The sequence below is a fragment of the Silvimonas terrae genome (genome assembly GCF_014202765.1).
Lineage (GTDB): Bacteria > Pseudomonadota > Gammaproteobacteria > Burkholderiales > Chitinibacteraceae > Silvimonas > Silvimonas terrae.
In genome coordinates, this window is sequence record NZ_JACHHN010000001.1 from 784,031 (window position 1) to 810,379 (window position 26,349).

29 protein-coding genes are annotated in these 26,349 nt (G+C 58.3%); 22 read left to right on the forward strand and 7 right to left on the reverse strand.

The window, feature by feature from the left end; translation table 11 throughout:
• Positions 1–24: 24 nt before the first annotated feature.
• The 9 genes from HNQ50_RS03210 to pgsA all read left to right on the forward strand — a co-directional run bounded on the left by HNQ50_RS03210 (position 25) and on the right by pgsA (position 8,399).
• The gene (locus tag HNQ50_RS03210) at positions 25–405 is read left to right on the forward strand and encodes a flagellar protein FlaG (protein WP_184097475.1); all 381 of its coding nucleotides are present in this window, start codon (positions 25–27) and stop codon (positions 403–405) included.
• A 144-nt stretch (positions 406–549) separates the two neighbouring features.
• Positions 550–2,691: a flagellar filament capping protein FliD gene (fliD, locus tag HNQ50_RS03215; RefSeq protein WP_184097477.1), complete on the forward strand. Its 2,142-nt coding sequence runs from the start codon at positions 550–552 to the stop codon at positions 2,689–2,691.
• Positions 2,692–2,753: 62 nt separating this feature from the next.
• On the forward strand, positions 2,754–3,242 hold the full coding sequence (fliS, locus tag HNQ50_RS03220) for a flagellar export chaperone FliS (protein WP_184097479.1): 489 nt from the start codon (positions 2,754–2,756) through the stop codon (positions 3,240–3,242).
• 22 nt (positions 3,243–3,264) lie between these two features.
• Positions 3,265–3,549, forward strand: coding sequence for a flagellar protein FliT (gene fliT, locus HNQ50_RS03225; protein ID WP_505965931.1), 285 nt, complete (start codon positions 3,265–3,267; stop codon positions 3,547–3,549).
• A 180-nt stretch (positions 3,550–3,729) separates the two neighbouring features.
• Positions 3,730–4,155 carry a DUF2802 domain-containing protein gene (locus tag HNQ50_RS22450; RefSeq protein ID WP_184097483.1) on the forward strand — a complete coding sequence of 142 codons (426 nt, stop codon included), beginning with the start codon at positions 3,730–3,732 and terminating at the stop codon, positions 4,153–4,155.
• A 3-nt stretch (positions 4,156–4,158) separates the two neighbouring features.
• A complete protein-coding gene (fliK, locus tag HNQ50_RS03235; protein ID WP_184097485.1) occupies positions 4,159–5,292 on the forward strand; it encodes a flagellar hook-length control protein FliK in 1,134 nt (377 codons plus the stop codon).
• On the forward strand, positions 5,282–5,641 hold the full coding sequence (locus HNQ50_RS03240) for an EscU/YscU/HrcU family type III secretion system export apparatus switch protein (RefSeq protein WP_184097487.1): 360 nt from the start codon (positions 5,282–5,284) through the stop codon (positions 5,639–5,641). Before fliK ends, HNQ50_RS03240 begins: the two co-directional genes overlap by 11 nt.
• Positions 5,642–5,702: 61 nt before the next feature.
• Positions 5,703–7,553: an excinuclease ABC subunit UvrC gene (gene uvrC / locus HNQ50_RS03245; RefSeq protein WP_184097489.1), complete on the forward strand. Its 1,851-nt coding sequence runs from the start codon at positions 5,703–5,705 to the stop codon at positions 7,551–7,553.
• A 276-nt stretch (positions 7,554–7,829) separates the two neighbouring features.
• Positions 7,830–8,399, forward strand: coding sequence for a CDP-diacylglycerol--glycerol-3-phosphate 3-phosphatidyltransferase (gene pgsA, locus HNQ50_RS03250; protein ID WP_184097491.1), 570 nt, complete (start codon positions 7,830–7,832; stop codon positions 8,397–8,399).
• 23 nt (positions 8,400–8,422) lie between these two features.
• Here the strand turns inward: pgsA and HNQ50_RS03255 are convergent, their stop codons facing one another.
• Positions 8,423–9,277, reverse strand: coding sequence for an HD-GYP domain-containing protein (locus tag HNQ50_RS03255; protein WP_184097493.1), 855 nt, complete (start codon positions 9,275–9,277; stop codon positions 8,423–8,425).
• A gap of 158 nt (positions 9,278–9,435) precedes the next feature.
• Between HNQ50_RS03255 and aroF the strand changes: the two genes are divergently transcribed.
• The 12 genes from aroF (at position 9,436) to rfaE1 (ending at position 21,190) form a co-directional block, all read left to right on the forward strand.
• Positions 9,436–10,452: a 3-deoxy-7-phosphoheptulonate synthase gene (gene aroF / locus HNQ50_RS03260; protein WP_184097495.1), complete on the forward strand. Its 1,017-nt coding sequence runs from the start codon at positions 9,436–9,438 to the stop codon at positions 10,450–10,452.
• 198 nt (positions 10,453–10,650) lie between these two features.
• On the forward strand, positions 10,651–11,367 hold the full coding sequence (locus HNQ50_RS03265) for an META and DUF4377 domain-containing protein (protein WP_184097497.1): 717 nt from the start codon (positions 10,651–10,653) through the stop codon (positions 11,365–11,367).
• 83 nt (positions 11,368–11,450) lie between these two features.
• Positions 11,451–12,323, forward strand: coding sequence for a prephenate dehydrogenase (locus HNQ50_RS03270; protein WP_184097499.1), 873 nt, complete (start codon positions 11,451–11,453; stop codon positions 12,321–12,323).
• 140 nt (positions 12,324–12,463) lie between these two features.
• On the forward strand, positions 12,464–13,453 hold the full coding sequence (mgrA, locus tag HNQ50_RS03275) for an L-glyceraldehyde 3-phosphate reductase (RefSeq protein ID WP_184097501.1): 990 nt from the start codon (positions 12,464–12,466) through the stop codon (positions 13,451–13,453).
• Positions 13,453–14,124 carry a (d)CMP kinase gene (gene cmk, locus HNQ50_RS03280; RefSeq protein WP_184097503.1) on the forward strand — a complete coding sequence of 224 codons (672 nt, stop codon included), beginning with the start codon at positions 13,453–13,455 and terminating at the stop codon, positions 14,122–14,124. The genes mgrA and cmk overlap by 1 nt, the downstream gene beginning before the upstream one ends.
• A gap of 194 nt (positions 14,125–14,318) precedes the next feature.
• Positions 14,319–16,028, forward strand: a complete 1,710-nt coding sequence (gene rpsA / locus HNQ50_RS03285; RefSeq protein WP_184097505.1) for a 30S ribosomal protein S1 — start codon at positions 14,319–14,321, stop codon at positions 16,026–16,028.
• A gap of 13 nt (positions 16,029–16,041) precedes the next feature.
• On the forward strand, positions 16,042–16,326 hold the full coding sequence (locus HNQ50_RS03290; RefSeq protein WP_184097507.1) for an integration host factor subunit beta: 285 nt from the start codon (positions 16,042–16,044) through the stop codon (positions 16,324–16,326).
• 271 nt (positions 16,327–16,597) lie between these two features.
• Positions 16,598–16,906, forward strand: coding sequence for a LapA family protein (locus tag HNQ50_RS03295; RefSeq protein WP_184097509.1), 309 nt, complete (start codon positions 16,598–16,600; stop codon positions 16,904–16,906).
• Positions 16,907–16,968: 62 nt separating this feature from the next.
• On the forward strand, positions 16,969–18,144 hold the full coding sequence (lapB, locus tag HNQ50_RS03300; RefSeq protein WP_184097511.1) for a lipopolysaccharide assembly protein LapB: 1,176 nt from the start codon (positions 16,969–16,971) through the stop codon (positions 18,142–18,144).
• Between the two features lie 87 nt (positions 18,145–18,231).
• On the forward strand, positions 18,232–18,930 hold the full coding sequence (pyrF, locus tag HNQ50_RS03305; RefSeq protein ID WP_184097513.1) for an orotidine-5'-phosphate decarboxylase: 699 nt from the start codon (positions 18,232–18,234) through the stop codon (positions 18,928–18,930).
• Positions 18,931–18,933: 3 nt separating this feature from the next.
• The gene (locus HNQ50_RS03310; protein WP_184097515.1) at positions 18,934–20,250 is read left to right on the forward strand and encodes a UDP-glucose dehydrogenase family protein; all 1,317 of its coding nucleotides are present in this window, start codon (positions 18,934–18,936) and stop codon (positions 20,248–20,250) included.
• Positions 20,228–21,190 (forward strand): D-glycero-beta-D-manno-heptose-7-phosphate kinase, encoded by a 963-nt coding sequence (gene rfaE1 / locus HNQ50_RS03315; protein WP_281386119.1) that lies wholly within the window; start codon positions 20,228–20,230, stop codon positions 21,188–21,190. Before HNQ50_RS03310 ends, rfaE1 begins: the two co-directional genes overlap by 23 nt.
• 76 nt (positions 21,191–21,266) lie before the next feature.
• On the opposite strand, the gene HNQ50_RS03320 is transcribed toward rfaE1, so the two are convergent.
• The 6 genes from HNQ50_RS03320 to fdxA form a co-directional block, all read right to left on the reverse strand.
• Positions 21,267–23,057 carry a GGDEF domain-containing protein gene (locus tag HNQ50_RS03320; protein WP_184097517.1) on the reverse strand — a complete coding sequence of 597 codons (1,791 nt, stop codon included), beginning with the start codon at positions 23,055–23,057 and terminating at the stop codon, positions 21,267–21,269.
• A gap of 177 nt (positions 23,058–23,234) precedes the next feature.
• Positions 23,235–23,684 (reverse strand): 50S ribosomal protein L9, encoded by a 450-nt coding sequence (gene rplI / locus HNQ50_RS03325; protein ID WP_184097519.1) that lies wholly within the window; start codon positions 23,682–23,684, stop codon positions 23,235–23,237.
• Positions 23,685–23,699: 15 nt separating this feature from the next.
• Positions 23,700–23,927 carry a 30S ribosomal protein S18 gene (gene rpsR, locus HNQ50_RS03330; RefSeq protein WP_184097521.1) on the reverse strand — a complete coding sequence of 76 codons (228 nt, stop codon included), beginning with the start codon at positions 23,925–23,927 and terminating at the stop codon, positions 23,700–23,702.
• Between the two features lie 12 nt (positions 23,928–23,939).
• The gene (gene priB / locus HNQ50_RS03335; protein ID WP_184097524.1) at positions 23,940–24,245 is read right to left on the reverse strand and encodes a primosomal replication protein N; all 306 of its coding nucleotides are present in this window, start codon (positions 24,243–24,245) and stop codon (positions 23,940–23,942) included.
• 25 nt (positions 24,246–24,270) lie between these two features.
• The gene (rpsF, locus tag HNQ50_RS03340; protein WP_184097526.1) at positions 24,271–24,636 is read right to left on the reverse strand and encodes a 30S ribosomal protein S6; all 366 of its coding nucleotides are present in this window, start codon (positions 24,634–24,636) and stop codon (positions 24,271–24,273) included.
• Positions 24,637–24,779: 143 nt separating this feature from the next.
• The gene (gene fdxA, locus HNQ50_RS03345; protein ID WP_184097528.1) at positions 24,780–25,103 is read right to left on the reverse strand and encodes a ferredoxin FdxA; all 324 of its coding nucleotides are present in this window, start codon (positions 25,101–25,103) and stop codon (positions 24,780–24,782) included.
• 171 nt (positions 25,104–25,274) lie between these two features.
• Between fdxA and gluQRS the strand changes: the two genes are divergently transcribed.
• Positions 25,275–26,246, forward strand: coding sequence for a tRNA glutamyl-Q(34) synthetase GluQRS (gene gluQRS / locus HNQ50_RS03350; RefSeq protein ID WP_184097530.1), 972 nt, complete (start codon positions 25,275–25,277; stop codon positions 26,244–26,246).
• The last annotated feature ends 103 nt before the right edge of the window (positions 26,247–26,349 follow it).

Genomic DNA, 26,349 nt, shown 5'->3' on the forward strand with positions numbered 1-26,349 from the left:
GTTTTTCCGTTCAAGGAGAACCTCATGCAAGTGCAGTTGACTCAATCTCTCACGGCGCTGTCGCCGACCAGCACCAGCCAGTCTGGTGGTCAGTCCCAGCCAGCCCAGACCGGTTCTGTCACGCAGAGTGGCAGCGTTGGCAACAACAGCACCGACAGCAAGAACGGGCAGCAAGATGCCGCCGCGCTGAACGATGCCGTAGGCAAGCTCAACGAGGCAGTGAAGAACTACGCCAATGGCAACAGCCTGCAGTTTTCGGTGGATCCGGATAGCCAGACACACATCGTCAAGGTGATTGACTCCCAGACGAAGGATGTCATCCGGCAGATCCCCAGCGAGCAGGCGATTGCCATAGCCAAAGCGATTGGACAATTTGAGGGCTTGCTGATTAAAGATAAAGCCTGAACGGCCGATATCAGAGGATAGAGGCGGCGAACTTGCCGCAGGCCGTTCTGTCCGATTTGTAATGCGGGCGCCCTCGATACATTGATCGTAAACCAGTTGGCATAACTGACTGGTATGATGGGGCACGCACGCCAGGAGTTACCCATGACCTCGAGTATTTCCCCAACCCCGACACCCACCCCAACGCCGACTCCCACGCCGACGCCAACGGCTTCGCCAACCCCGAGTTCGGGTTTGAGCACGGGTCTGAGCACTAGTAGCGGCCTGGGTGCCATTACATCCATGGGGATTGGCTCGGGTATTGACGTCAGCGGCATTATTTCGCAGTTGATGCAGGTAGAGCAGCAACCGTTGCTGGCCTTGCAAAAACAGGAAGCGAGCTACGATGCGCAGTTGTCGGCACTGGGGACACTGCAAGGCGCGCTGACTGATTTCCAGAGCACGCTGACGGCGCTCTCTGACCCCACCAAGCTGCAATTGTCGACCGCCACGCTGGCCAATACGGCAGTGGGTACGGCGACGGCGACCAACTCTGCCCAGCAGGGTTCGCATTCCTTGCTGGTCAGCAAGCTGGCGCAAAACCAGGTGCTGGCCTCTGCCGATGTCTCCAGCCCCAATAACCCGGTAGGTACTGGCTCGCTGACCATTTCTTTTGGTTCATATACGGCCGGCACGGGCGGGGCGAGTGGCACGTTTGCGCCCAACACGCAGCAGCAGTCGATCACCGTCAATATTGATTCGACCAACAACAGTCTGTTTGGCCTGCGCGATGCGATCAATGCGGCCAAGGGCGGCGTGACGGCCAGCGTGATCAATGACGGCAACGGTTTCCGTCTGGTTATGTCGTCCAACACCACCGGCGCGGTCAACGGCATGAAAATCACGGCCACGGGTGCCAATGGCGATACCGGGCTGAATGCATTTGCCTATGACCCGGCCTCCAGCACCAATGGCGTGTCGGTGACGCAGGCGGCACAAGATGCCCAGTTCACCCTGGACGGGATCAGCATCTCCAAGCCCACCAACACCATCAGTGACGTGTTGAGCGGCGTGACGCTGAATCTGACCGGCACCAATACCGATGCCACCACCCTGACCATTGGCACTGATCCCACTTCGCTGGTGAAGAACGTGCAGGCCATGGTGGATGGCTACAACAATTTCATGTCGCAGCTCTCCAGTCTGACGGGCTACGACACCACGACCAATACCGCCGGTATTTTGAACGGTCAGTATTCGCTGAACTCGATCAAGACGCAGATGCGCAGCGTGTTCAACAAGGCGCTGGGCGGCAGCAACGCCTACCAGAGCCTGTTTGACGTCGGCGTGGGGTTTGATGACAAGGGCAATATGACCCTGGATCAAACCAAACTGACGTCGGCCGCACAAAGCAACCCGCAAGCCATTGCGACCCTGTTTGCGTCCGGTACCTCTGTCAGCAAGCCAGGCGGCGTGACGGTGGTCTCGACCAGTTCTTCGCTGACCAAGCCGGGTACTTATGCCATCAACGTGACCAGTCCGGCCACGCAGGGCTCGGTGACTTCCGGCTCCAATATTACGTTCCCGCTGACGATTGGCGCGGACAACGATAACTTCACCGTTGCGATTGATGGTGTGCAATCGGGCACGATCAAACTGACCGATGGTACGGTCTACAACAACGGCAACGATCTGGCGGCGGCCATGCAGACCGCCATCAACAATGATGCCACCATCAAAGCTGCCGGTGTCTCGTCCAACATCACTTTTGCAAACGGCGCGCTGCAGTTCTCGTCGGCGTCTTATGGCGCTACATCGTCCATGCAAGTGACCACCGTGGCGACGGGCGGGAGCGGCGATCCGGCCTTCCTGACCGTGACCAATAAAGCGACAGGGACCGATGCGGTTGCCACCATTGGTGGTCAGCCTGCTACGGCAACGGGTAACGTCCTTGTGGGGACCGGGCCGGCCGCCGGCATGATTATCAGTCTTGCCGCCGGGTCGACCGGCGATATGGGCTCAGTGACTTACAGCCAGGGTTTTTCTTATAATCTGAGTCAGAGCATTAACAACATGGTGTCCACCAAGGCCACCGATAATGGTCTGTTTTACTCGGTCACCAACAGCATCAACGCCAGCATCACGCGTTTGCAGGCGCAAGAAACCGAAATGCAAACGCGGCTGACGCAGGTGCAAGCGAACTATGTACAGCAGTTCACCGCCATGGATACCACTGTGGGTGCGCTGAAGAACACCAGTAGTTACCTGACTACCCAACTGGCGAATCTGCCCAAGATCAGCAGTTAAGCGGGTAGGGTGGCGCCGGTGTTGCACCGGCGGGTTGTTGCGGTTTGATCTGGAGAAGTGGCATGAGTTATGCCGTCAAGAAAGCATTGGCATCCTATGGCCAGAACAGCGTGGATATGGCCGTGGCATCGGCCAGCCCGCTCAAGCTGGTGGTGATGTTGTACGAAGGCGCCATCAAGGCGGTGGGCCTGGCCAAACACCATATGCAGGCAGGCAATATCGCGGACAAGGGCCAGTCCATCAGCAAGGCCATTGCGATCATCGACGAAGGTCTGCGCCAGTCGCTCGATGTGGAAAAGGGCGGCGAGCTGGGGCAGAATCTGGACGCGCTGTACGAACACATGATTGCGCAGTTGCTCAAAGCCAATATCGAGAACAAAGTCGATATTCTTGACCACGTCAATCAGTTGCTGATTGATCTGAAGTCCGCCTGGGACACGATCGAGCAGAACAGCCGCGGCACCACCATCACACCGCCGCCTGCGCCACCGCCCGCTCAGGGCGATGACAGCGCCGGCAATCGTAGCGCGCTCAGTTATGGTCGCGCCTGATATGCAGGCAGTCTATGGTGAAATGGAAGCGTGCTGTGCGCGAATGCTGCTGAGTGCACAATCGGCTGACTGGGAAGACTTCCTGCAGGTGGCCGACCGGTTCAACCAGATCAGCAGCACGCTGGGTGATGTAGACTGGCAGGGCATGCAGCAAGACCAGCGTGAGTTGCTGGCAATGCTGATGCGTACTGCGCAGGCGCAGATCGACGCCATTGTCCCGTTGGCCACGGCGCGGCGGCAGGAATTGATGGGTTCGATCCGCAGTCTGAAAAACGGCGACAAAATGCGGCGCATGTACGGGTCTTGAAGCCGTTCAGAGTCTGTAGTGTGGAGGCTGGCAGTGGGGTAAAGCGCAGCGCAGAAACCGGCGTTGACATGAGTCAATGAGGATTTCGAGCAGCGCATCCGCCCCGATCATGGCCCCGCAGCAAGACTGTGAATGGCTTGAGCCGGACAACGCTGGCTTTAACTGTGACAGAGGCGGCACGTGAACGGCATACTGATTACCTGGCCACAATTACTGTACGCAGGGCTCGCGCTGCTGGTTTTTTATGTGGCCGAGCTTTTGTTGTTTTTACGCAAAGCCAATTCCCCGCATCATATCCCCCGCCAGATTCAGCAGCGCATTGAGACCATGACCGGCGAAATGGCCGGTTTGCGCCAGGAACTGGAGCTTCTGAAAGTACGTTTGGCGGCCAACAGCATGCAGCAAGCCTGGGTGGTCGAGCACCATGGCGATGTGGTGCCCGAAGGCGCCGCGCTGGCCCCGTCGCTGGCCGAGACGCCTTACGCTCACGCGATCCGGCTGGCCCGCACTGGTGCAGATTCTGCGGCGGTAGCCCAGCAATGCGGTATTTCACGCGGCGAGGCCGATTTGATCGTCGCGCTGTATCGCGCCGAAGGGCTCCGCTGACCCATGCTGCCCGGTAATGCAGTCGTCACCCTGCAGGCGTTACTACTTAACAATTCCACGCAAACGCCCGATGCCAGACCGGACTTGGGGTCGCTTTTTACCCAGGGGGAGCAGGTTTCTGCCACGGTGATCGGTGCGCTGGGTAATGGTCGTTTTGCGGTACAGATCAACAACCAGTTGCTGGACCTGAATTTGCCCGCTGGCGCGACGGCGGGTGAAAAGCTCGATCTGACCGTGATTGCCAACCGGCCGACGCTGACCTTTGCGCTCTCTACGGCCACCTCGCCCGACTATCATCCTGGCGTTTCCACCGAGTTCTCTAACGGCGCGCGCTATCTGTCTGATTTGCTCAATAGCGGCAACAAAGCCGGCGGCACAGCGCAGACCGGGCAAACCGGTGCCACTGCGCCGCTGTTTGAAGGCGCGCCCAACGCCGAAGCATTGGCTGGCAAGCTGGCGCAAACGCTGGATCAATCCGGTCTGTTTTACGAATCCCACCAGGCGCAATGGGTAGACGGTCAGCGCAGCCTGCAAACCTTGCAGCAAGAGCCGCAAGCCCGGCTGGCGCAGAACCCGGCGCAAGCGCAAACGACCGCCCAGACGGCGGCGACAGACGCCAGCACCCGGCAGGTTCTCCTCAAGGATGCGGCTGGCCAGGATGTCGCCAGCCTCAAGGCCGCCAGCTCTGCGCTGGCCAGCCAGACCGATTTGTCCTCTGCCAATATCAATCACCTGACCGGCACGCCGGATCAGCAAGCGGCCCTGGCCGGGCTGGTGCAAAGGCAACTGGATTCCATCGATCGCCAGGCCATCATGTGGCAAGGCCAGGCCTGGCCGGGCCAGCAAATGCAGTGGAGCGTCCAGGCCGATGATCACGGCCGCAACACGGCCTATGCTGATCCGGCCGATCGGCAATGGCGCACCACGCTGAATCTGGATATGCCGCATCTTGGTCACGTGGCGATCAGCGCCGTGTTGTACCAGGGGCAGTTCAATCTGCAATTCAAGGCATCCCCGGCGGCGATCAAGCAATTGCAATCGGCACAGCGCGCGCTGGACAACCAGTTTGCCGGTGCCGGTCTTGATCTCGCTTCGGTGGCTTTTGCCAGTGTGGCGGAGCCCGCAGATGGCCAGTAAGCCGGATGCCCGCGCCCGCGCCGTTGCCCTGGCGTACACCGAAGGGTCCACGCCACGTGTGGTGGCCACCGGCAAGGGTCTTGTGGCCCAGACCATCATTGAAAAAGCGCGCGAAGCCGGCGTGTTTGTCCATCAATCGCCCGAGCTGGTGTCGTTGTTGTCCCAACTGGATCTGGATGACCATATTCCGGCCTCGCTCTATCGCGCAGTGGCCGAGTTGCTGGCATTTGTGTATCTGGTGGAGCAGGGTAACGATGTCGCGGCACCGGTGCTGCACCTGCCTGAACCAGAGACCCCGGCCGACCCCGCCGCGACCACGGCCCCGGGCGAGCCGGCACGCCAGCCCTGAGGCGGCAGACCAAAGCCTCAGTCGTTGCTAGAATGACGGCTTGCCCCTCCCGAAGCCTTGTATGTCTGATTCCCTTATTGCCCCGGAAACCCAGCAGGAACGCAGCGAGCGCCTGTTAGCGATCGTCAAGGCGCTGCCCAACCTGCCGGGCGTTTATCGCATGCTCTCGCAGGACGGCACGGTGCTGTACGTTGGCAAGGCAATCAGCCTGAAACGCCGGGTTGGGTCTTATTTCCAGAAAAACGATCACAGCCCGCGCATCAAACTGATGCTGACCCAGGTTGATCGTATTGAAACCACCGTGGTGCGCTCCGAGGCCGAAGCGCTGGTGCTGGAAAACAACCTGATCAAGGCGCTGGGCCCACGCTACAACATTCTGTTCCGGGACGACAAAAGCTATCCATATCTGGTGGTGACCGGTCACAAAAGCCCGCGGCTGGCGTATTACCGCGGCACGCTGGATAAGCGGAACCAGTATTTCGGGCCGTTTCCCAACGGTTATGTGGTGAAAGAAAGCATCCAGATGCTGCAGAAGGTGTTCAAGCTGCGCACCTGTGAAGACAGCGTGTATGCCAATCGCTCGCGCCCTTGTCTGCTGTATCAGATCAAGCGTTGTTCAGCGCCCTGTGTGGAGCACATTTCGCCGGAAGACTACCGCCGCGATGTGCATAACGCCGTACTGTTCCTGAACGGTCAGGCCAATGAACTCCTCAAGGAACTGGAAGCGCGCATGGCCGCTGCCGCCGAGGCCTGGCATTTTGAAGAGGCCGCCAGTGTGCGTGACCAGATTCAGGCGCTGGCACGCATCCAGGAAAAACAGTTTGTCTCCAGCAACACCAGCGAACTGGATGCCGATATCGTCGCCGCCGTAGTCAAGGAGGGGGCGGTGTGCCTGAACCTGGCCATGGTGCGGGGTGGCCGGCACGTGGGCGACAAAAACCTGTTCCCCAGCAATGCGGCCGATTACGACGACGCCGAAGCGCTGGAAGCCTTCCTCGCCCAGCACTATCTGGACCGGAATGTGCCCAGCGTGGTGATCTGCACGCCGCCCCCCGCCAACGCCCCTTTGTTGGCCCAGCTGTTAAGCGATCAGGCTGGCCGTAAGGTGGTCATCAACAGCAATCCCAACGGGGAGCGCCGGGTATGGCTGGAAATGGCGCGCAAGAATGCAGAGTTGGCAATTACCCAGCGCAATACTCATTCGGCCAGTCAGGCAGGGCGCCTGCAGGCGCTGATTGAAGCGCTGGACTTGCCCGAAGACACGCAGCGGATTGAGTGTTTTGATATCTCCCACACCATGGGCGAGGCGACCGTTGCCTCCTGCGTGGTGTTTGACGATGGTGATATCCAGCCCAGCCAGTATCGGCGTTACAACATCAACGGCATTACGCCGGGTGATGATTACGCAGCCATGCGCCAGGTGTTGTCCCGGCGTTATGGCAAGATCGCCGCCGGCGAGGGCAAAGTGCCCGATGTGGTGCTGATCGATGGCGGCAAAGGCCAGTTGTCCATGGCCGAAGAAGTCATGGCAGAGGTCGGTCTGACGCAACCCATCCTGATTGGTGTGGCCAAGGGTGAAACGCGCAAGGCAGGCCTGGAACAACTGATTTTTGCCACCACGCATGAAAGCCTGCAATTACCGCGTGATCATGCCGGTTTGCATCTGGTGCAGCAGATTCGCGATGAATCCCATCGCTTTGCCATTACAGGCCACCGAGCCAAACGTGCCAAGGCGCGGGTGGCTTCCAGTCTGGAAGAGATCGAGGGGATTGGCCCCAAGCGCCGCCAGAAGTTGCTGGCGCGCTTCGGCGGGTTGCAAGGTGTAAAGGCCGCCAGTGTGGATGACCTGATCCAGGTCGAAGGCATCAACCGGGACCTGGCAGAGAAGATTTACGGGGCATTGCGCGGATAGGGTGTTGTGAAGCGGGGGGCATGCCTGGCGTGTGCTTGCCAACAGGCCACCCCGGATTCCCGCTTCGCTTCATCCGGGCTACGACGCTGGCAAACCCCTGACTCGCCATTCCTGCTTTCGCAGGGATGGCGAAGTGGTGGTATGCGTGAAAAAGAGGTTGCATCCGGCCAACGCGGACTTACACACCTCACACCTCACCCGCAAAAGCGTAAGGTTTCGCCCTGGAGGCCGCGCACCTGTTAGAATGCTGACTTTTAAGCGATCTGGCGCCGAGCAATGCCTTTCAACTTGCCGATTTTCCTGACCTGGTTACGTGTTGCAGCCATTCCGGTGTTTGTCGGTTTGTTCTATTTGCCCGATTCGGTCATCACCATGCCGATGAAAAACATGACCGGGGCAATCATCTTTGCCGTGGCGGCGCTCACGGACTGGTTTGACGGTTTCCTGGCACGGCGCTGGAACCAGACCTCTTCTTTCGGCGCGTTCCTTGACCCGGTGGCGGACAAGCTGATGGTCGCTGCAGCGCTCATTTTGCTGGTGGAATTGATGCGCGCGCCCTCCTGGCTGGCCGTCATCATTATCGGTCGCGAAATCACCATTTCTGCGCTGCGCGAGTGGATGGCCCAACTGGGCAAGTCCAAGAGTGTGGCCGTGGCGTATATCGGCAAGCTCAAGACTACCGCACAGATGGTGGCCATTTTGCTGCTGCTGTGGCAAAGCGCCATCATTCCGGGCGTTTCGACCCAAACCGTCGGTACGATCGCCCTGTACCTGGCCGGCCTGTTGACCATTGTGTCGATGTTCTACTACTTGCGCGTCGCCGCAGAACAGTTCCGTAGCGCTTGAATCGCGCTGTGTTCACCCGGTAGTCAGGCGCTGATGCGTACCGAATCGCTCAACGCGGTGCGTATGGTGTGTGCCATGGCGCGGACCAGATCGGGGTCCAGTTGCAGCGGTGGCGAGGATTCTTTTTCCGGTAGCGGTACCAGCAACCAGTCTTCATGATTGCCGACAATCTTGATTCTGGTGCGGCAGGCCGGACAGGCCACCACATCACCGCTACGGGTTTTGCGCGGCACGGCAATGATCGGGCCGCAACTGGGGCAGCTTTGCAGGCGGATGCCAGGTTCGGAATGCCCAACAATTTCATCAAATACGCCCGTCCGGCCCATTTCTATAAACCGCTCGCCCAGCACCCGGTCAAACTGGGTGTCCAGTTTGCTGTGGATGATGTCCAGTGCATCCACAATGGGCATGCCTTTGCGGTAAGGCCGGGTAGAGGTCATGGCGTCAAAGGCATCAGCGATGCCGACAATGCCGGCGGCCAGCGGAATTTCTTCGCCCCCCAGCCCCAGCGGGTAGCCTTTGCCGTCCGGGGTTTCGTGGTGCTTGAGCACGGCATCCAGCGCCAGATACGCCAGCGGATGATTGCCCAGCAAGCGCGCGCCGGTATCCGGGTGAGTGCGGATCACGGCATATTCTTCGTCGGTCAGCGGGCCCTTTTTATGCAAAATGGCATCGGGCACGCCAATTTTGCCCAGGTCGTGCAAGAAACCGCCCAGCGTGATCTGGGCCACCGCCTCTGGCGGCAGCCCTAAATCCTGGGCCATCAGATAAGACAATTGCGACACGCGCCACAAGTGCCCGCCGGTATACGGGTCGCGGGCTTCCACCAAAGAAGCCATGGTGAACAGGCTATTGAGTAAATGAGCGACGAGATCCATGCTGGGGTAGCGGCCTTGTCTGGTTGTTGATTCAATGTAGATGAACTGCGTTGGTGATTTGGTCGGTCTTCAAGCGTATTTATGACAATAAAATTGCTCGCGTGCCGAATTACAATCGATCCCCTCACAAGCTGGGCTCAATTGCACGGAATACACAGATGATTATCGTAATGAAGACGGGCGCGACGGAAGCGCAAATCCAGGGCGTGATTGCCGAGATTCACAAAGCCGGGCTGCGGGAGCATCTCTCGCGCGGGGCGGAGTTGACGCTGATTGGCGCCATTGGCGATGAAGACAAACTGGATGCGGCGCATCTGGAAATCCTGCCGGGCGTGGCACGCGTGAACCGCATTACCAAGCCCTACAAGATTGTCTCACGCGATACGCATCCGGCCGGATCGGTGATCCGTGTGCGCGGTATCCCCATCGGTGGTGAACAGATTCAGGTGATTGGCGGCCCGTGCTCGGTCGAAACGCCGGAGCAGATGGCGCTGTCCGCCCAGGCGGTGGCTGCGGCCGGTTGTCGCATGATGCGTGGTGGTGCCTTCAAACCGCGCACCAGCCCATACGCTTTCCAGGGGCTGGGTGTGCAGGGTCTGGAGTACCTGCAACAATCCGCCCGCCAGCACAATCTGCCCATCGTCACCGAACTGATGGATGTGCGCATGCTCGACACCTTTATGGAATACGACGTCGATGTGATCCAGATCGGTGCGCGCAATATGCAGAATTTTGATTTGCTCAAGGAAGTAGGGCGCGTCAACAAGCCGGTCATTCTCAAACGCGGCTTATCGGCCACGGTGTCCGAGTGGTTGATGTCTGCCGAATACATTGCGGCCGGGGGCAATCACAACATCATTTTCTGTGAACGCGGCATCCGGACCTTTGAAACGGCTTATCGCAACGTACTGGATGTCACCGCCATTCCGGTACTCAAGCGCGAAACCCACTTGCCGGTGATCGTCGACCCGAGTCATGCGGGCGGTAAAGCCTGGATGGTGCCCGCGCTGGCACAAGCCGCCGTTGCCGCAGGCGCGGATGGGCTGCTGATTGAAATGCATCCGAATCCCTGTGAAGCATGGTGCGATGCCGATCAGGCGCTGACGCCAGAAGAACTGAATGCGTTGATGAAAACGCTGGGTGCAATTGCCACCGCAGTGGGGCGCAGTTTGTAAGGTGTGAGTGCCTGACCGGATGGGGCAGACCTGCTGGCTATGCCTGTGCGGGTAGATCGCCTTATGCCGAGCCGTCGGGCGCGCACAAATCCCGTCTTGAAATGGTTTCTCCGGGTAAAATTCCCGCCAATGTCATAAAACCTGTGGGTCCCGCCGTGGTCGCACAGGTTTATCGATAAGAAAAGCAGGAGCTACGTCATGCGCATTCGCACTCTCTTTCAGGCCACTTTATTCGCCGGCATGGTTGCCGCCACCGCCGTTGGCGCGCAGGCCCGGTCATTGCTGGACGGCGAATACCAGTTGCAAACCTGGCGCGTCGCGGGTCAGACGCAGACGGAACAAGCGAACAAACCGGTGACGCTGAAGATTGATGGCAATCACATCAGTGGCTTTTCTGGCTGCAACCGCTTCATGGGCCAGATCCAGACCCTCAATGGGCTGAAAATCGGCCCGCTGGCTGGCACGCGCATGGCCTGCCTGGATGCCAATGTCGGCACCAAAGAAAGTGATGTGCTCAAGCTGCTGGATACCGCGCGTTACTACGAACTGGATACGGTTGGCCATTTGACCTTCACCACGCCCAATGAAGACCTGCTGGTGTTTGCCCGTACCGATGGCAAGCCGCAACCTGCGGCGGCAGCGCCCGCTGCTCCGGGGGGCGAGCGGGTGATCCAGATTGCGCCAGAAACAAAGACATGTTCGGCCGGCGCCGGGCAGATGCAATGCCTGCAAGTGCGTGATTCGGCCGATCAACCGTGGACGCTGTTGTACGGCGGTATTGACGGGTTTGAATACCAGCCAGGTACCTTGTATACGCTACGCATCAAGGAAACACCGGTGGACAACCCGCCGGCAGACGGCTCCAGCATCAAGCGCAGTCTGGTACGCGTATTGACCACACTGGTAGAGCGTTAAGCGTGACAGGTCGCTGTTAAGGCGGCCTCCACTGAGCCAGAAACAAGGCCGGCAAGGCCGCAAACAGGGAACGGGAAATCTGCATGAGTGGCGTGCGCAAGCTGGTATTACTGGGAACGGGTCTGATTGGTGGCTCGTTTGCCCTGGCGCTGAAACGGGCGCGGCTGGTGCAGCACGTGGTCGGAGTGGGGCGCAACGCCACCAACCTGGAGCGTGCGCTTGACCTGAACGTGATCGACGAAGCCTCGCACGATGCGGCGGCGGCGGTGGCGGGGGCTGATCTGGTGCTCCTGGGGACGCCAGTCGGGCAGATGGGTGCGTTGATGCAGCAGATTGCCCCGGTCCTGGCTGCCGACTGTATCGTCACCGATGGTGGCTCGACCAAGCAGGATGTGTCAGCACTGTTTCGCCAGCATCTGCCGCGGCACCTCTCGCATTGCGTACCGGGTCACCCGATTGCCGGCTCCGATCTATCTGGTGCTGCGGCCGCACAATACGGCCTGTTTGAAGGTCGCCGGGTGGTGTTGACCCCTTTTGCCGAGACTGCCCAAAATGCGCTGGAGCAGGTACAGACCTTATGGCAACAATGTGGCGCCCGGGTGTATACCATGACCCCTGAGCAACACGACGGCATATTTGCCGCTGTCAGCCATGTGCCGCACTTATTGGCGTTCGCCTATATGAACGCCGTGCTGGCCAAGGTTGACGCGCAACCCTGCCTTGATTTTGCCGCCACAGGTTTTCGGGACTTCACCCGCATTGCAGGTTCCCACCCGGAAATGTGGCGCGATATCGCTGTCGCCAATCGCGAAGCCATCCTTGCCGACCTCAAAGCCTGTGCCAGCCAGTTGCAACACGTCATTGCACTGGTCGAAGCGGGCAATACCGAAGGCATGGAAGACTACTTTGCGACCGCCAGCCGCGCACGTGTTGCCTGGGGTCAGCGTCATAAATAGTCAGAATTGACGCCGTAATATGGATGGGCCGGGTGGGCTTACCGGCAGGAAGAACGCCTGCGTTTGCAGGCGCTTTTCATTGGGGCTGCGGTGCGAAAAATCGCACATCAAAAAAGAACCACTAGAAACAGGACACTCACATGACTTACGTTGCAAATCCGGCGCGCTACGAGCGCATGCCGTATCGCCGCTGCGGTAAAAGCGGCCTGAAACTGCCCGCCGTGGCGCTGGGCCTGTGGCACAACTTTGGCGATAACAAGCCGTATGACAATTCGCGCAAGATGGTGCTCGAATCGTTCGACGCCGGCATTACCCACTTTGACCTCGCCAACAACTACGGTCCGCCCCCGGGCTCCGCAGAGTCCACGTTCGGTCGCGTGCTGGCGACTGATCTGAAAGCGTATCGCGATGAACTGATCATCTCCACCAAGGCCGGCTGGCAAATGTGGGATGGCCCGTACGGTGATTTCGGCAGCCGCAAATACCTGATGGCCAGCCTGGATCAAAGCCTGCAACGCATGGGCCTTGATTACGTGGATATCTTTTATTCGCACCGTCCGGATCCGGAAACCCCGATCGAAGAAACCATGAGCGCGCTGGATGCCATCGTGCGTCAGGGCAAGGCGCTGTATGTCGGTATCTCGTCGTACTCCGCCGAACAAACCCGTGAAGCGGCGCGTGTGCTGAAGGAACTGGGCACACCTTGCCTGATCCATCAGCCGTCGTACTCCATGTTTGACCGCTGGATTGAAGACGGCCTGACCGATGTCCTGAACGAAGAAGGCATTGGTTCGATTGCCTTCTGCCCGCTGGCGCAAGGTCTGCTGACCAGTCGCTACCTGAATGGTGTGCCGGCGGATTCGCGTGCGGCTGACAGTGGCAACCCGTTCCTGACCGTAGACAAGGTTGATTTGCGCCTGGCCCAGGTCAAGAAGCTCAACGAGATCGCTGTGGCACGTGGCCAGACTTTGGCGCAAATGTCGCTTGCCTGGGCTTTGCGTACCGTCACCACCGTCATCATTGGCGCCAGCCGTGTTGAACAAATCCATGAAAACCTGGGTGCGATCGACAATCTGGCTTTCAGTGCTGACGAACTCGCCCGTATCGAAAGCATCCTGGCAGGTCAGTAATGCAAAGTCTGCTCGTACCTGTCATTGCCGTGGACGGTCCGTCCGCATCGGGTAAAGGCACTGTCGCACAACGTGTTGCGGCAGCGCTGGGGTTTCATTATCTGGATTCGGGCGCGCTGTACCGGCTGGCGGCATTGGCCGCCGCCCGCGCCGGCGTATCGTGGGATGACGAAAACGCCGTTGCCACCGTGGCGCAAACGCTGGATGTGAAATTTGAAGGTGAACACATCCTGCTGTCCGGTAGCGACGTCAGCACCGCCATCCGCACCGAGTCCATCGGTGTGGGGGCCTCCAAAGTGGCGGCATTTGCCCAGGTACGGGCAGCATTGCTGGAACGCCAGCGCGCTTTTGCGCACGTACCGGGGCTGGTTGCAGATGGTCGGGACATGGGCTCGGTGGTGTTTCCGCAAGCGCCGTTGAAGGTGTTTCTGACCGCCAGCGCCGCCGTGCGTGCCGAGCGCCGCTACAAGCAGTTGCTGGGGCGGGGCGAGGCGGCAGACCTGGGTGCGATCACTGCCGACCTTGAAGCGCGCGATGCGCGTGACCGGGCGCGCAGCGTGGCGCCACTCAAGCAATTGCCAGATGCCCATCTGCTGGATACTTCCGCCATGGATGTAGACGCCGCAGTGAAGCAGATTCTGGACTGGTGGTACGTGGCGAATCGTCGCTAAATGCTTGATCAGGTTGGTAGAATCCTGTAGCATCGCAAGTTCAGCGTGGTGGATGACCTGTTTTTGTCATTTGCTGCGCCTCTTTCGCATTTGCGGAAAACTGGTGGTCTGACGCGCGCAAAGCACGTCGGGCCTCTGTTAAACGAACCCCCCTTTGGGCGTCAAGCCTGAAGATGCTGGAACCTTTCATTCACATGACCACTGCAACCTTTAACGACTCCATGGAAAGCTTTGCCGCGCTTTTCGAAGAAAGCCTCACGCGTCAGGAAATGCGCGCTGGTGAAGTAATTACCGCTGAAGTCGTCGGTATTGATAATAACTTCGTGACCGTGAATGCCGGTCTGAAGTCGGAATCCCTGATTCCGCTGGAAGAATTCAAGAACGATAACGGCGAAGTCGAAGTCAAAGTTGGTGACTTTGTTCCCGTCGCGATCGACAGCCTGGAAAACGGCTACGGTGAAACCAAGCTCTCCCGCGAAAAGGCCAAGCGCCTGGCCGCCTGGATCGAGCTGGAAGACACTCTGGAAAAGGGTCTCGTCATGACTGGCGTGATCTCTGGCAAGGTCAAGGGCGGTCTGACCGTGATGGTCAATGGCCTGCGCGCCTTCCTGCCGGGTTCGCTCGTCGACATCCGTCCGGTCAAGGACACCACCCCGTTCGAAGGCAAGCAAATCGAATTCAAGGTGATCAAGCTCGATCGCAAGCGCAACAACGTTGTTGTTTCGCGTCGCGCCGTGCTGGAAGAGTCCTTGGGCGAAGAGCGTCAGAAGCTGCTGGAAACCCTGCGCGAAGGTGCAGTGGTCAAGGGTATCGTCAAGAACATCACCGACTACGGTGCGTTCGTTGACCTGGGCGGCATCGACGGCCTGCTGCACATCACCGACCTGGCATGGCGTCGTGTGAAGCACCCATCCGAAGTGCTGGCAGTTGGCGATGAAGTTGAAGCCAAGGTACTGAAGTTCGATCAAGAGAAGAACCGCGTGTCCCTGGGTCTGAAGCAACTGGGCGAAGATCCGTGGGTGGGCCTGTCCCGTCGTTACCCGCAAGGCACCCGTCTGTTCGGCAAGGTCACCAACCTGACCGACTACGGCGCATTTGTGGAAATCGAACAAGGCATCGAAGGCCTGGTTCACGTGTCCGAAATGGACTGGACCAACAAGAACGTTCATCCGTCCAAGGTTGTTGCTCTGGGCGACGAAGTCGAAGTGATGATCCTCGATATCGACGAAGAAAAGCGTCGTATCAGCCTGGGCATGAAGCAGTGCATGGCCAATCCGTGGGATGAATTCGCTGAAAACTACAAGAAGGGTGACAAGCTCAAGGGCGCGATCAAGTCGATTACCGACTTCGGCGTGTTCGTGGGTCTGCCGGGCGGCATCGACGGCCTGGTTCACCTGTCCGACCTCTCCTGGAATGTGACTGGCGAAGAAGCCGTTCGCAACTTCAAGAAGGGTGACGAAGTTGAAGCCGTGGTTCTGTCCATCGACGTGGACAAGGAACGCATCTCCCTGGGCATCAAGCAATTGGAAGGTGATCCGTTCAACAACTACGTGGGTTCCAGCGACAAGGGCGCCATCGTCAAGGGTACTGTGAAGTCCCTGGATGCCAAGGGTGCCGTGATCGGTCTGACCGAAGAAGTTGAAGGCTACCTGCGTGCAACGGAAGTTTCCCGTGATCGCGTGGAAGACATCCGTACCGTGCTGAAGGAAGGCGACGAAGTCGAAGCCATGATCATCAACGTTGATCGCAAGAACCGTTCGATCAACCTGTCGATCAAAGCCAAGGACATGGGCGACGAGAAGGACGCAATGAGCCGTCTGTCCACCACTGCTGACGCTGGCAATGCCGGCACCACCAGCCTGGGCGCACTGCTGAAGGCCAAGCTGTCCGGTTCCAACGAATAAGGAACACGGCAGCATGACGAAGTCCGAACTCATCTCGAAGCTCACCATGCGCTATCCGCAACTGGTGACGAAAGATGCTGAGTTGGCCGTCAAAACCATTCTCGATGCAATGGGCAAGAGCCTCGCTCAAGGCCAGCGCATCGAGATCCGTGGTTTTGGTAGCTTTGACCTCAATTACCGCCCGCCGCGGGTGGGGCGCAATCCGAAATCCGGCACGCGTGTCGAGGTTCCGGAAAAGTTCGTGCCCCATTTCAAGGCCGGTAAGGAATTGCGCGAGCGCGTTGACGAGCTCCTGTAATTTCCAGGCACAGGCCTGCACCAGAAAACGGCCCCTTCGGGGGCCGTTTTTTTTTATGCCCGAGGCACTGGAAAACCGGATCTGTAGCCTTGATTTGTCTGACTACAATGCGGGCGAAGCGGCGCAGGTCTGCGCGCCGGGCGTGCATCAATGTAGTGGCGGCTCCGCTGTTACTTGCCTGAAACAAAAGCGAGGAAATTCCTGACATGGCCCCAATGCCCGAATCAGCTACAATACCGCCATAAATACTCGAGACAGCGTGGAATAGAAGATGCGATATGTATATGGGCTCATCAAGCTGATCGTGTTTGTGGTCTTGCTGGCTTTTGCCATGAGCAACGGGGATTCGACCTCACTGCGCTTCTTTGCCGGCTACGAATGGACTGCGCCGCTGTCCATGATCCTGCTGGTCTTCTTTGTGGCTGGTGTGGCGTTGGGCTTGCTGGCGTCGTTGACCCGCGTGGTACGCATGCGGCGTGAGCTTGTTGGCTTGCGCAAGGAACTGCGCGCGCGCAGCAATCTGGCGCCGGTGGCAACGGCTGAGGCAGTGGCCGTAGAACCGCCACGCGACGTGCTTTAAGTCATACAGCAACAATTCAAGAATAATGATAATGCCGGCTCGTACTGGCCAGGTTAAGTCCAATGGTTGATTCACAATACTGGTGGTTGATTGCGTTCCCGGCCTTTTTTGGCCTTGGCTGGCTGGCCGCGCGGATTGACATCAAGCATGTTCTGTCAGAAACGCGCTCTTTGCCCGCAGCCTATTTCAAGGGGCTGAATTACTTGCTCAACGGCGAGACCAATCGCGCGGTGGATGTATACGTTGAAGTGGCCCGCCACCATGTGGAAACCGTGGAATTGCAATTCACACTGGGTCACTTGTTTCGCCGCCGGGGTGAGCTGGAACGTGCTATCCGCATGCACCAGAAGCTGCTGGCCCGTCCTGAGTTGAACGACGCCCAGCGACAACAAGCGCAGTTTGAGCTGGCACAGGATTTTATGGCGGCCGGCTTGTATGACCGGGCCGAGGCCATTCTGACTGAGCTGCAGCACACCGACTACGCTCGCCAGGCGCGCACCGAGCTGCTGGGTGTTTACCAGCAGGAAAAGGCATGGCGTAAAGCGATCGAGATTGCCCAGCAACTGCGTGATGACAGTCATAGCTATCAGCATGAGATTGCGCAATTTCACTGTGAACTGGCCGAGCAGGCCATAGCGCGCTCACAGCCCGATGAAGCGCGTGCCGAACTGGAAGCTGCACTGGTTGCCAACCGGCAATGCGCCCGCGCCCGTGCCTTGCAGGGTGAGCTGGCTATTCAGGCGGGTAATCCGGCTACCGCCATCGAGTTCTGGCTGGCGATTGAATCGCAAGATCCGGATTACCTGGCGCTGGTAGCCCGGCCCTTGCTGGCGGCCTACGATGCTACCGATCGCGCTGATGAGGGTACGTTGTTGTTGACCCGGTTGCTAAGTCAATATCCTGATCTGGACGTGCTGGAGCTCCTCTACGAGCGCATCATGTCCAAAAGCGGCATGGATGCGGCCTACGCATTTATCCGGGACCGGTTGCGCAATCACCCGACGATGCCAGGCTTGCGGCGTGTGCTGGAAACCCATTTGCTGATCGCACCGGACAACGAGAAAGCGGATCTGGAAATCATCGTCAAATTGCTCAACGAGGCTACCCGTGAGCAGTCGATGTATTACTGCAGCCATTGCGGTTTCAAGGCTCGCCAGTATTTCTGGCATTGCCCGGCGTGTACCAGCTGGGAATCTTTTGCCCCGGTACGCGGCAAGCGCAGCCGCAACGCGCAATAACTGCGTGAACGGGCGGGTCTGCTGCCTGCCCGCATGCAAAGCTCAATCATTTGTCATTAGAAACGCCAATCTCAAAGACAGGAAGCCATGTCTCAAGACCCAAGAATCGTAGTTGCGCTGGATTACGCTGATGCAGCCTCCGCGTTTGCATTTGCTGATCGCGTGACCCCTGAGCAGTGCCGCCTGAAAGTGGGCAAAGAACTTTTCACCAGCGCCGGACCCGCCGTGGTGGAAGGGCTGGTCAAGCGTGGTTTTGATGTGTTCCTGGATCTGAAGTTTCACGACATTCCCAATACGGTCGCCCAGGCCTGCAAGGTAGCGGCGCAGATGGGCGTCTGGATGGTCAATGTGCACGCTTCTGGCGGGCGCAAAATGATGGAAACCACGCGTGAGGCGCTGGAGGCGTTGCCGCAGCGCCCGCTACTGATTGCCGTGACCGTGCTGACCAGCATGGACGCCGCTCAGCTGGCTGAAATCGGCCTGCCGGAACCGCAAGTGCAAGTAGAGCGTCTGGCGCGCCTGACGCGTGATAGTGGCCTGGATGGGGTGGTTTGTTCCGCTCAGGAGGCCGCCATGCTCAAGCGGGTTTGCGGCGCGCAATTCAAATTGGTTACTCCGGGCATTCGCCCGGCAGATGCCGCGGCGGATGACCAAAGCCGCGTTATGACACCGGTTGCGGCCATTGCCGCTGGTGCGGACTATCTCGTTATGGGGCGGCCGATTACGCAAAGCAAAGATCCGTTTGCGACGCTGCAACAATTCAATCAACAAATCAAGGAAGCCTGATTCATGAAAATCACAGTGGTAGGTACCGGCTATGTTGGCCTGGTCACGGGGGCTTGCCTTGCAGAGTACGGCAACGACGTGGTCTGTCTGGATCTGGATCAACGCAAGATCGACATGCTGCGCGCTGGCGGCATTCCCATTTTTGAACCGGGCCTGGATGACATCGTCGCTCGCAATGTACAGGCCGGTCGCTTGCGTTTTACCACCGATATCAATGAGTCGGTCGCACACGGCACCGTGCAGTTTATCGCTGTAGGGACGCCGCCGGACGAAGACGGTTCGGCCGATTTGCAATACGTTCTGGCTGCCGCCTGCAGCATCGGCCGCGCCATGACCGAATACAAGGTCATTGTCGACAAGTCCACCGTACCCGTGGGGACGGCCGACAAGGTCAAGGCTGCTGTGGCGGAAGAACTGGCCAAGCGTGGCGAGAAGATCGAATTTTCCGTGGCATCCAATCCGGAGTTCCTCAAGGAAGGCGCCGCGATTGAAGACTTCATGCGCCCGGATCGTATTGTGGTGGGCGCTGAAGATGATCGCGCCATTCGCATCATGCGCACGATCTACCAGCCGTTCCAGCGTAATCATGAGCGCATGCTGGTAATGGATATCCGCTCTGCCGAACTGACCAAGTATGCCGCCAATGCCATGCTGGCAACGCGGATTTCGTTCATGAACGAACTGGCTAACCTGGCCGAGAAACTGGGTGCTGATATTGAACTGGTGCGTAAAGGCATCGGCTCTGATCCGCGCATCGGTTACAGCTTTCTGTATCCGGGTGCCGGCTACGGTGGCTCGTGCTTCCCCAAGGATGTGAAGGCGCTGTGCAAGACCGCCAATGAATATGATATGACCCTGAAAGTGCTGGAGGCCGTCGAGGATGTGAACGATGCGCAAAAGAGCTTGCTGGTCAAAAAGGTGACCCAGCGGTTTGGCGAGGACCTCAAGGGTCGGCACTTTGCCATCTGGGGGCTGGCTTTCAAACCCAAGACCGATGACATGCGCGAAGCGCCGAGCCTGGTCGTCATTGACGGATTGCTGGCGCGTGGCGCCACGGTCAGCGCGTTTGACCCGGTGGCCATGCACGAAGCGCAGCGCATCCTGGGTGACAAAGTCGTTTATGGCAAGACGCTGATGGACGTGCTGGATAACGCAGATGCATTATTGATTGTCACCGAGTGGAAGGAATTCCAGGTGCCGGATTTTGCCGGCATCAAGGCGCGCCTGAAACAGCCTCTGGTGATCGACGGTCGTAACCTGTTCGACCCGGCCCTTGTTCGTGACAATGGATTTGAATATGACGCAATCGGTCGTCTCTGATGCGGTAGACCATACCAGCCTGCGCGAGGCCATGCGCCATGCGCGGGTGCTGGTCGTGGGCGATGTCATGCTGGACCGGTACTGGTTTGGCGATGTAAAGCGTATTTCGCCTGAAGCACCGGTGCCGGTGGCCCATATCCGCAAAACGGAAGAGCGTGCCGGCGGGGCCGCCAACGTTGCCCGCAACATCGCTGCTCTGGGTGGTAAAGCGACCTTGCTTGGTGTGGTGGGGCAAGATGAGGCTGGCGATACGCTGGAACGGCTGATGCAGGAGGACGGCGTCAGCACCTCGCTTTACCGCGACCCCAACATTGCCACCACCGTAAAACTGCGTGTGCTGGCCCGCCAGCAGCAATTGTTGCGGATCGACTTCGAAGAGTCGCCTGGCTATGAAATCCTGGCATCCAAGCTCGACGATTTCTGCCGCATGCTGCCAGATACGGATGTGGTGATTCTGTCTGACTATGGCAAGGGTGGCTTGCATCATGTGTTCGACATGATTGCTGCCGCGCGTGCTGCCGGCAAGCCTGTGTTGATCGACCCCAAGGGGGACGATTACTCCCGCTATCGGGGCGCCACACTACTCACACCTAACCGCTCCGAGTTCCGGCAAGTGGCGGGTGAGTGGCGTGACGAGGCTGATCTGGTGGCCAAGGCGCAGTCCATGCGCGAACACCTTGATCTGGATGCACTGCTGGTCACGCGCAGCGAGGAGGGAATGACGCTGTTCCGCAAGCAGGGGGTGGCCCATATGCCGACTGTGGCGCGCGAGGTGTTTGATGTCTCTGGCGCTGGCGATACTGTGATTGGTACCTTGGGTTTGATGCTGGCCTCTGGCCTGGATCTGCCGGAGGCCATGCTGTGGGCCAATCGGGCAGCCGGCATTGTGGTCGGCAAGCTGGGGACCGCCGTGTGCCATCCAGACGAGTTGTTTATCTGATCGCACCCGAAGCGCGAGCATGTGTGAGCAATAAAAAAGGACGGCAATGCCGTCCTTTTTTATTGCCCGTTGCGTGTCATGGCACGCTGGGCGGGTTTTCCACTTCAACCCGGTTTTTGCCGGCCTTTTTGGCGCGGTACATGGCCGCATCGGCCCGGTCGATGGCCTTGTTGCCTGGCTCGCCTTGCAGCAGCAGGGTTACGCCCGCACTGAACGTGATCAGCACCTTTTCATTGTTATGCAGGAAAAAGCGCCGCGTGAGTTCGCGCTGTAGCCGCATCATGGCCATAGACGCTTCTGCCAATGGGGTATCAGGCAGCAGCAGTACAAATTCCTCACCGCCATAACGGGCAATGCGGTCGGTCGGGCGCAGCAAGGCTTTGACAACGGCAACAAGGTGAATCAGCGCCTTGTCCCCGGCGCTGTGACCGCGCGTGTCATTAAGGCGCTTGAAGTCATCCAGATCCAGTAAAACCAGGGCCAAGGGGCTGCCGCTGCGCTGGGCCCGGGCGGTTTCAATCAGAATGCTTTCTTCCAGCCCGCGCCGGTTAAGGGCTCCGGTAAGCTGATCTTCGCGGATTTTCTCGCTGACCGCGCGCAGTTCGCTTTCCAGTTGGTCGATGCGCGATTGTGCTTCATCTGCCTCGGTTCGCGCTTGTACCAGCTCATCTCGCGTGCGCACCACATCAAGCTGCATGGAACGCGTATCCTGAGTCAGGTTATCCAGCACGTTTTTCAGATCGGCCAGATTGTTGCTGCGCTCAATCTGGTCGCTATACATGCTGATACGCGTGTGATAAAGGTCGGTGCTGTCGGCAATGGTGCCCAGACGGTCAATAAACGATGTCAGTACAGACTTCAACGACGTTTGTGCTTCCCGCAGGCCTTGCTTGAGTACGCTTTGCTTGTAGATCACCTCTTTGAGGCCGGCCTCGGCGTCGTAGATCAGCCGCATGTCCAGGGGTTGCGACATGATGTTCTGGATCACGGCGATCTGGCCGTGCACCCATTCTTCATCGACGATGATTTCGCCGATATTGTCGGTCAACAGGCGTAACAGATTGAGCAGGCCATCACACAGGCGTTCTTCCTGATCGTTGGTCAGCTCCAGGCGAATCCAGAATTTTTTCAGGCGCGGAATAAACTTGCGCAGATCATTCTCGGTCTGCACGCCTTCGGCTTCGCGGGCGAGGGCGGAGGCGTCAATGGCCAGGTCCGGGTAGTGTGTCAGCCGGGCGGCCAGTCCCAGATCAAGTGCTTGCGCCAGGCATTCGCGCCATTCTTCCCAGTGGCCCCCACCGGTCTCACCACTTACCTGCATGGTCTCGGCGGCAATGGCGCCAGGTGGCAAGATTTCTTCTACTGTGTCAGAGCTGGAGGTGGTTTCTGACCATGCGCGCACCAGCCCGTCCAGCTTTTCGTTCAGGGCCGCCGGGTCAGAGCCAAAGTTGATCAGGACTTTTTCAAGCGAATCTTGCTTGCGCGTGGCCGGATAGGCGGGATTGCGTAAATCCCATTGCCGGATAAACTCGCGCAGCAACTCGGACCAGCCGCGGGTAAGTTGGGTTTGGCCGCCTTGCAGGTCAACACAGCGAAAAATCAGTTCGGGAGTGCGCTCCCATTCTCCGGCGCGGATGGCGCGGCGAAACTGGTCCAGATTGCGCAATAGTTCGGGGGACTGGCGGGGAAAGCTGGCGATGCGCTCTTCCAGCAGACGGGCCAGCGGGTGAACGCGCTGTTCTTCCGGTGTGCCGGCAATGCCGTGATAGATCTCTTCGTAGTGATCCGGCGTTGGCGCAATCCGGCGAATGGCAAGCTGCTTGAGCGTTTCCCGGGCAATGTCTGTTGGATTGATGCTGGAGCTCATGCGTGCCTGGTTCCTGGGTTCCCGGATTAGGGCTTGATTATAATGACCGGCGCGCAGTTTGGTGTGCCCGATTTGTGACCAATCCACAGAATGGTACATGTGGGCGACAGACGCAAAAACGGGGAGCCGAAGCTCCCCGTTCTTTATGCGGTTTCCACCGAAGCGGAAGGGCGCAGATTATTGCTCGCCAACAACCACAACCGTTGCTTCAACCACGACATCGTGGTGCAGCGCCAGGTCGACGGTGTATTCACCGATGGCCTTGAAAGCGCCGTTCGGCAGACGAACTTCAAACTTCTTGACCGGGTGACCGGCGGCGGTGAAGGCTTCAGCGATATCGCTGTTGCCCACGGAGCCGAACAGACGACCGTCAACACCGGCCTTCTGAGCGATAGTCACGGAAGCACCTTGCAGCTTCTCGGCACGAGCTTGAGCGCCAACCAGGATTTCGGCTTGAGCCTTTTCCAGGTCTGCACGACGTGCTTCAAATTCTTTCAGGTTGGATTCGGTGGCGCGCTTGGCTTTGCCTTGCGGGATCAGGAAGTTACGGGCGAAACCGTCTTTGACCTTGACCACATCACCCAGGTTACCCAGGTTGGCTACTTTTTCGAGCAGAATGATTTGCATGTTCTATTCCCCGACTTAGTGCAGGTCGGTGTACGGCAGCAGCGCGAGCAGACGAGCGCGCTTGATGGCAGCCGACAGTTGACGTTGGTACTTGGCCTTGGTGCCAGTGATGCGGGCCGGGATGATTTTGCCGTTTTCAGCGATGAAATCTTTCAGGAGCGCGATGTCCTTGTAGTCGATTTCCTTGATGCCTTCGGCGGTAAAGCGGCAGAATTTCTTCCGCTTGAAGAGATGGCGAGACATGGTATCTATCCTTTAATTCAACAATTCGTACTGTTCGATATGCAACACGAGTCGGCGGCGGAACTTTTGTCCCATGCTGACCAGAAATCCGGCCACTTTGAGTTCCTGACCAATCTGCAATTTGCTTAACGCTTCAGCCACAGGCCCGGAGGCTCTGGCTGGTGCTTCCAGCGTGACGCGCCGGGGCGTGTCGTTTTCAAGCTGTTCCGATTCATGCAGTACAACTAACTCAAGAACCGGTATACCCGCTGGGGTGACGCGTAAAGTCTGCTTTTCAATCAGGGTTCCATAAAGCAGAACCCGGTTGCTTTTCGTCACGTCGTTGTGGGCTCAAGCGCCTGGCTTAGACAGCCTGGCCTTCTTGTGCCGGAGCGGCCAACGACTTGGACTTCTCTTCCTTCATCATCGGGGAAGGTTCAGTCACTGCGTGTTCCATCTTGGTGGTCAGATGGCGCAGTACGGCGTCGTTGAACTTGAAGGCATGTTCGAGTTCGTCCAGGGTTTCCTGGCCGATTTCAACGTTCAAGAGAACGTAGTGAGCCTTGTGGATCTTCTGGATCGGGTAAGCCAGTTGGCGGCGGCCCCAGTCTTCCAGACGATGGATCGTACCGTTACCGGTGGCGATCAGTGCTTTGTAGCGCTCGATCATTGCGGGCACTTGCTCGCTTTGATCCGGGTGCACGATGAATACAATTTCATAGTGTCGCATGGATGCTCCTTGCGGTTTATAACAGCCTGCCAGGTGCGACGCCGGTCAGGCAAGGGGTGAACACGCAACTATAAATGAAAAACCCGGCCTCGCGCAAGTCGCGCTGCCGGGTTGCGTTCTTTGCTGCGTGTTCAGCGGATGGCTTAGCGTTCGATCTGATCGAGCTTGCCGGTGACGCCGGCCCAGGTTTCGTGATCGGGCAGCGGGTCTTTTTTCTCTACGATCGGTGTCCAGGTCCTGGAGAGTTCAGCGTTCAGCGCAATGTATTCCTGCATGTCGGCTGGCACGTCATCTTCGGCGTAAATGGCTTCTACCGGGCACTCTGCCACGCACAAGGTGCAGTCAATACACTCATCCGGATCAATCACCAGGAAGTTCGGGCCTTCGCGAAAGCAATCAACCGGGCAGACATCCACGCAGTCGGTGTACTTGCATTTCACACAGGCGTCGGTGACAACATAGGTCATGGCGTTTCCTTAAAATGAGGTCGGAGCGGGTAGGCAATGGCTATCTATCGGTGCGTTCAACGCGCCGATGGGTGATATAAACTGTCACCATTTTATAACAAGCGGCGCTCAGGCAGAACTATTCCGGTGTAATTGCCTGGCAATTGCTGCTGCGCTATGTATTGTGGATCGATGAAACCTGTTGAAAATCCGGCACCTGGCTCATCTGCGGTGGTTTCTGACAAAACCGCAACGCGGTATCGTGGCCGATTTGCGCCCAGCCCCACGGGTGTGCTGCATGCGGGTTCCCTGCTCGCCGCGATCGCCAGCTATCTGGATGCAAAAGCCGCTGGCGGCGAGTGGCTGGTGCGCATGGAGGATCTGGACCGGCCGCGGTGTGTGCCTGGCGCTGGCGATAGCATTTTGCAGCAGCTGGATAACTGGGGCTTGCATTGGGATGGCGAGGTTGTCTGGCAAAGCCGGCGAGACGGGATCTATATAGAAGGACTGGCGCAATTGCAGCGCACCGGCCGGGTTTACCCTTGCGCATGCACCCGGCGCGAGATCGCCAGCATGGCGCATGCCGGAGTCGATGGCCCTGTTTATCCCGGCACTTGTCGCAGTGGTCTGTTGCCCGGCGCAAGCGCGCGGGCGTGGCGTATCAATACCCAGAATGTTGCACCGGTTTGCTATGTCGATCGTATTCAGGGTGAGCAGTGCCAGCACCTGTCTGCAGAGGTGGGTGATTTTGTATTGAAGCGCGCCGACGGCTTGTTCGCCTATCAATTGGCGGTGGTGATGGATGATGCCTTGCAGGGAATAACGCATATCGTTCGCGGCGCTGATCTGCTTGATTCGACCCCCCGTCAGCGATATTTGCAGACTTTACTTAATTACCCGTCTCCTGAATATGCGCATATTCCGGTGCTGGTCAATTCGGCGGGTGAAAAGTTGAGCAAGCAGACGCATGCACCCGCAGTTGCCGTACAAAAAAATCCGGTTCCGGTATTGTGGCGCGCCCTCGGGTTGCTGGGTCAGCAACCGGACAAGATGCTGCTTGATGCATCCAGGGATGAATTCTGGAGCTGGGCAGTGGCCAATTGGAAATTACTTGCAGTGCCGGTTGGACGGGGCATTCAGACCGATGATCGGCAGTACGGGTAAATCATCTGTTGTCTGAAAAATAACAATCCGCTTTTTAAATTTGACAATTCGGATTGAATTGGCGATTTTTCGCATAATCCACAACATATAATTGCTGTAACCG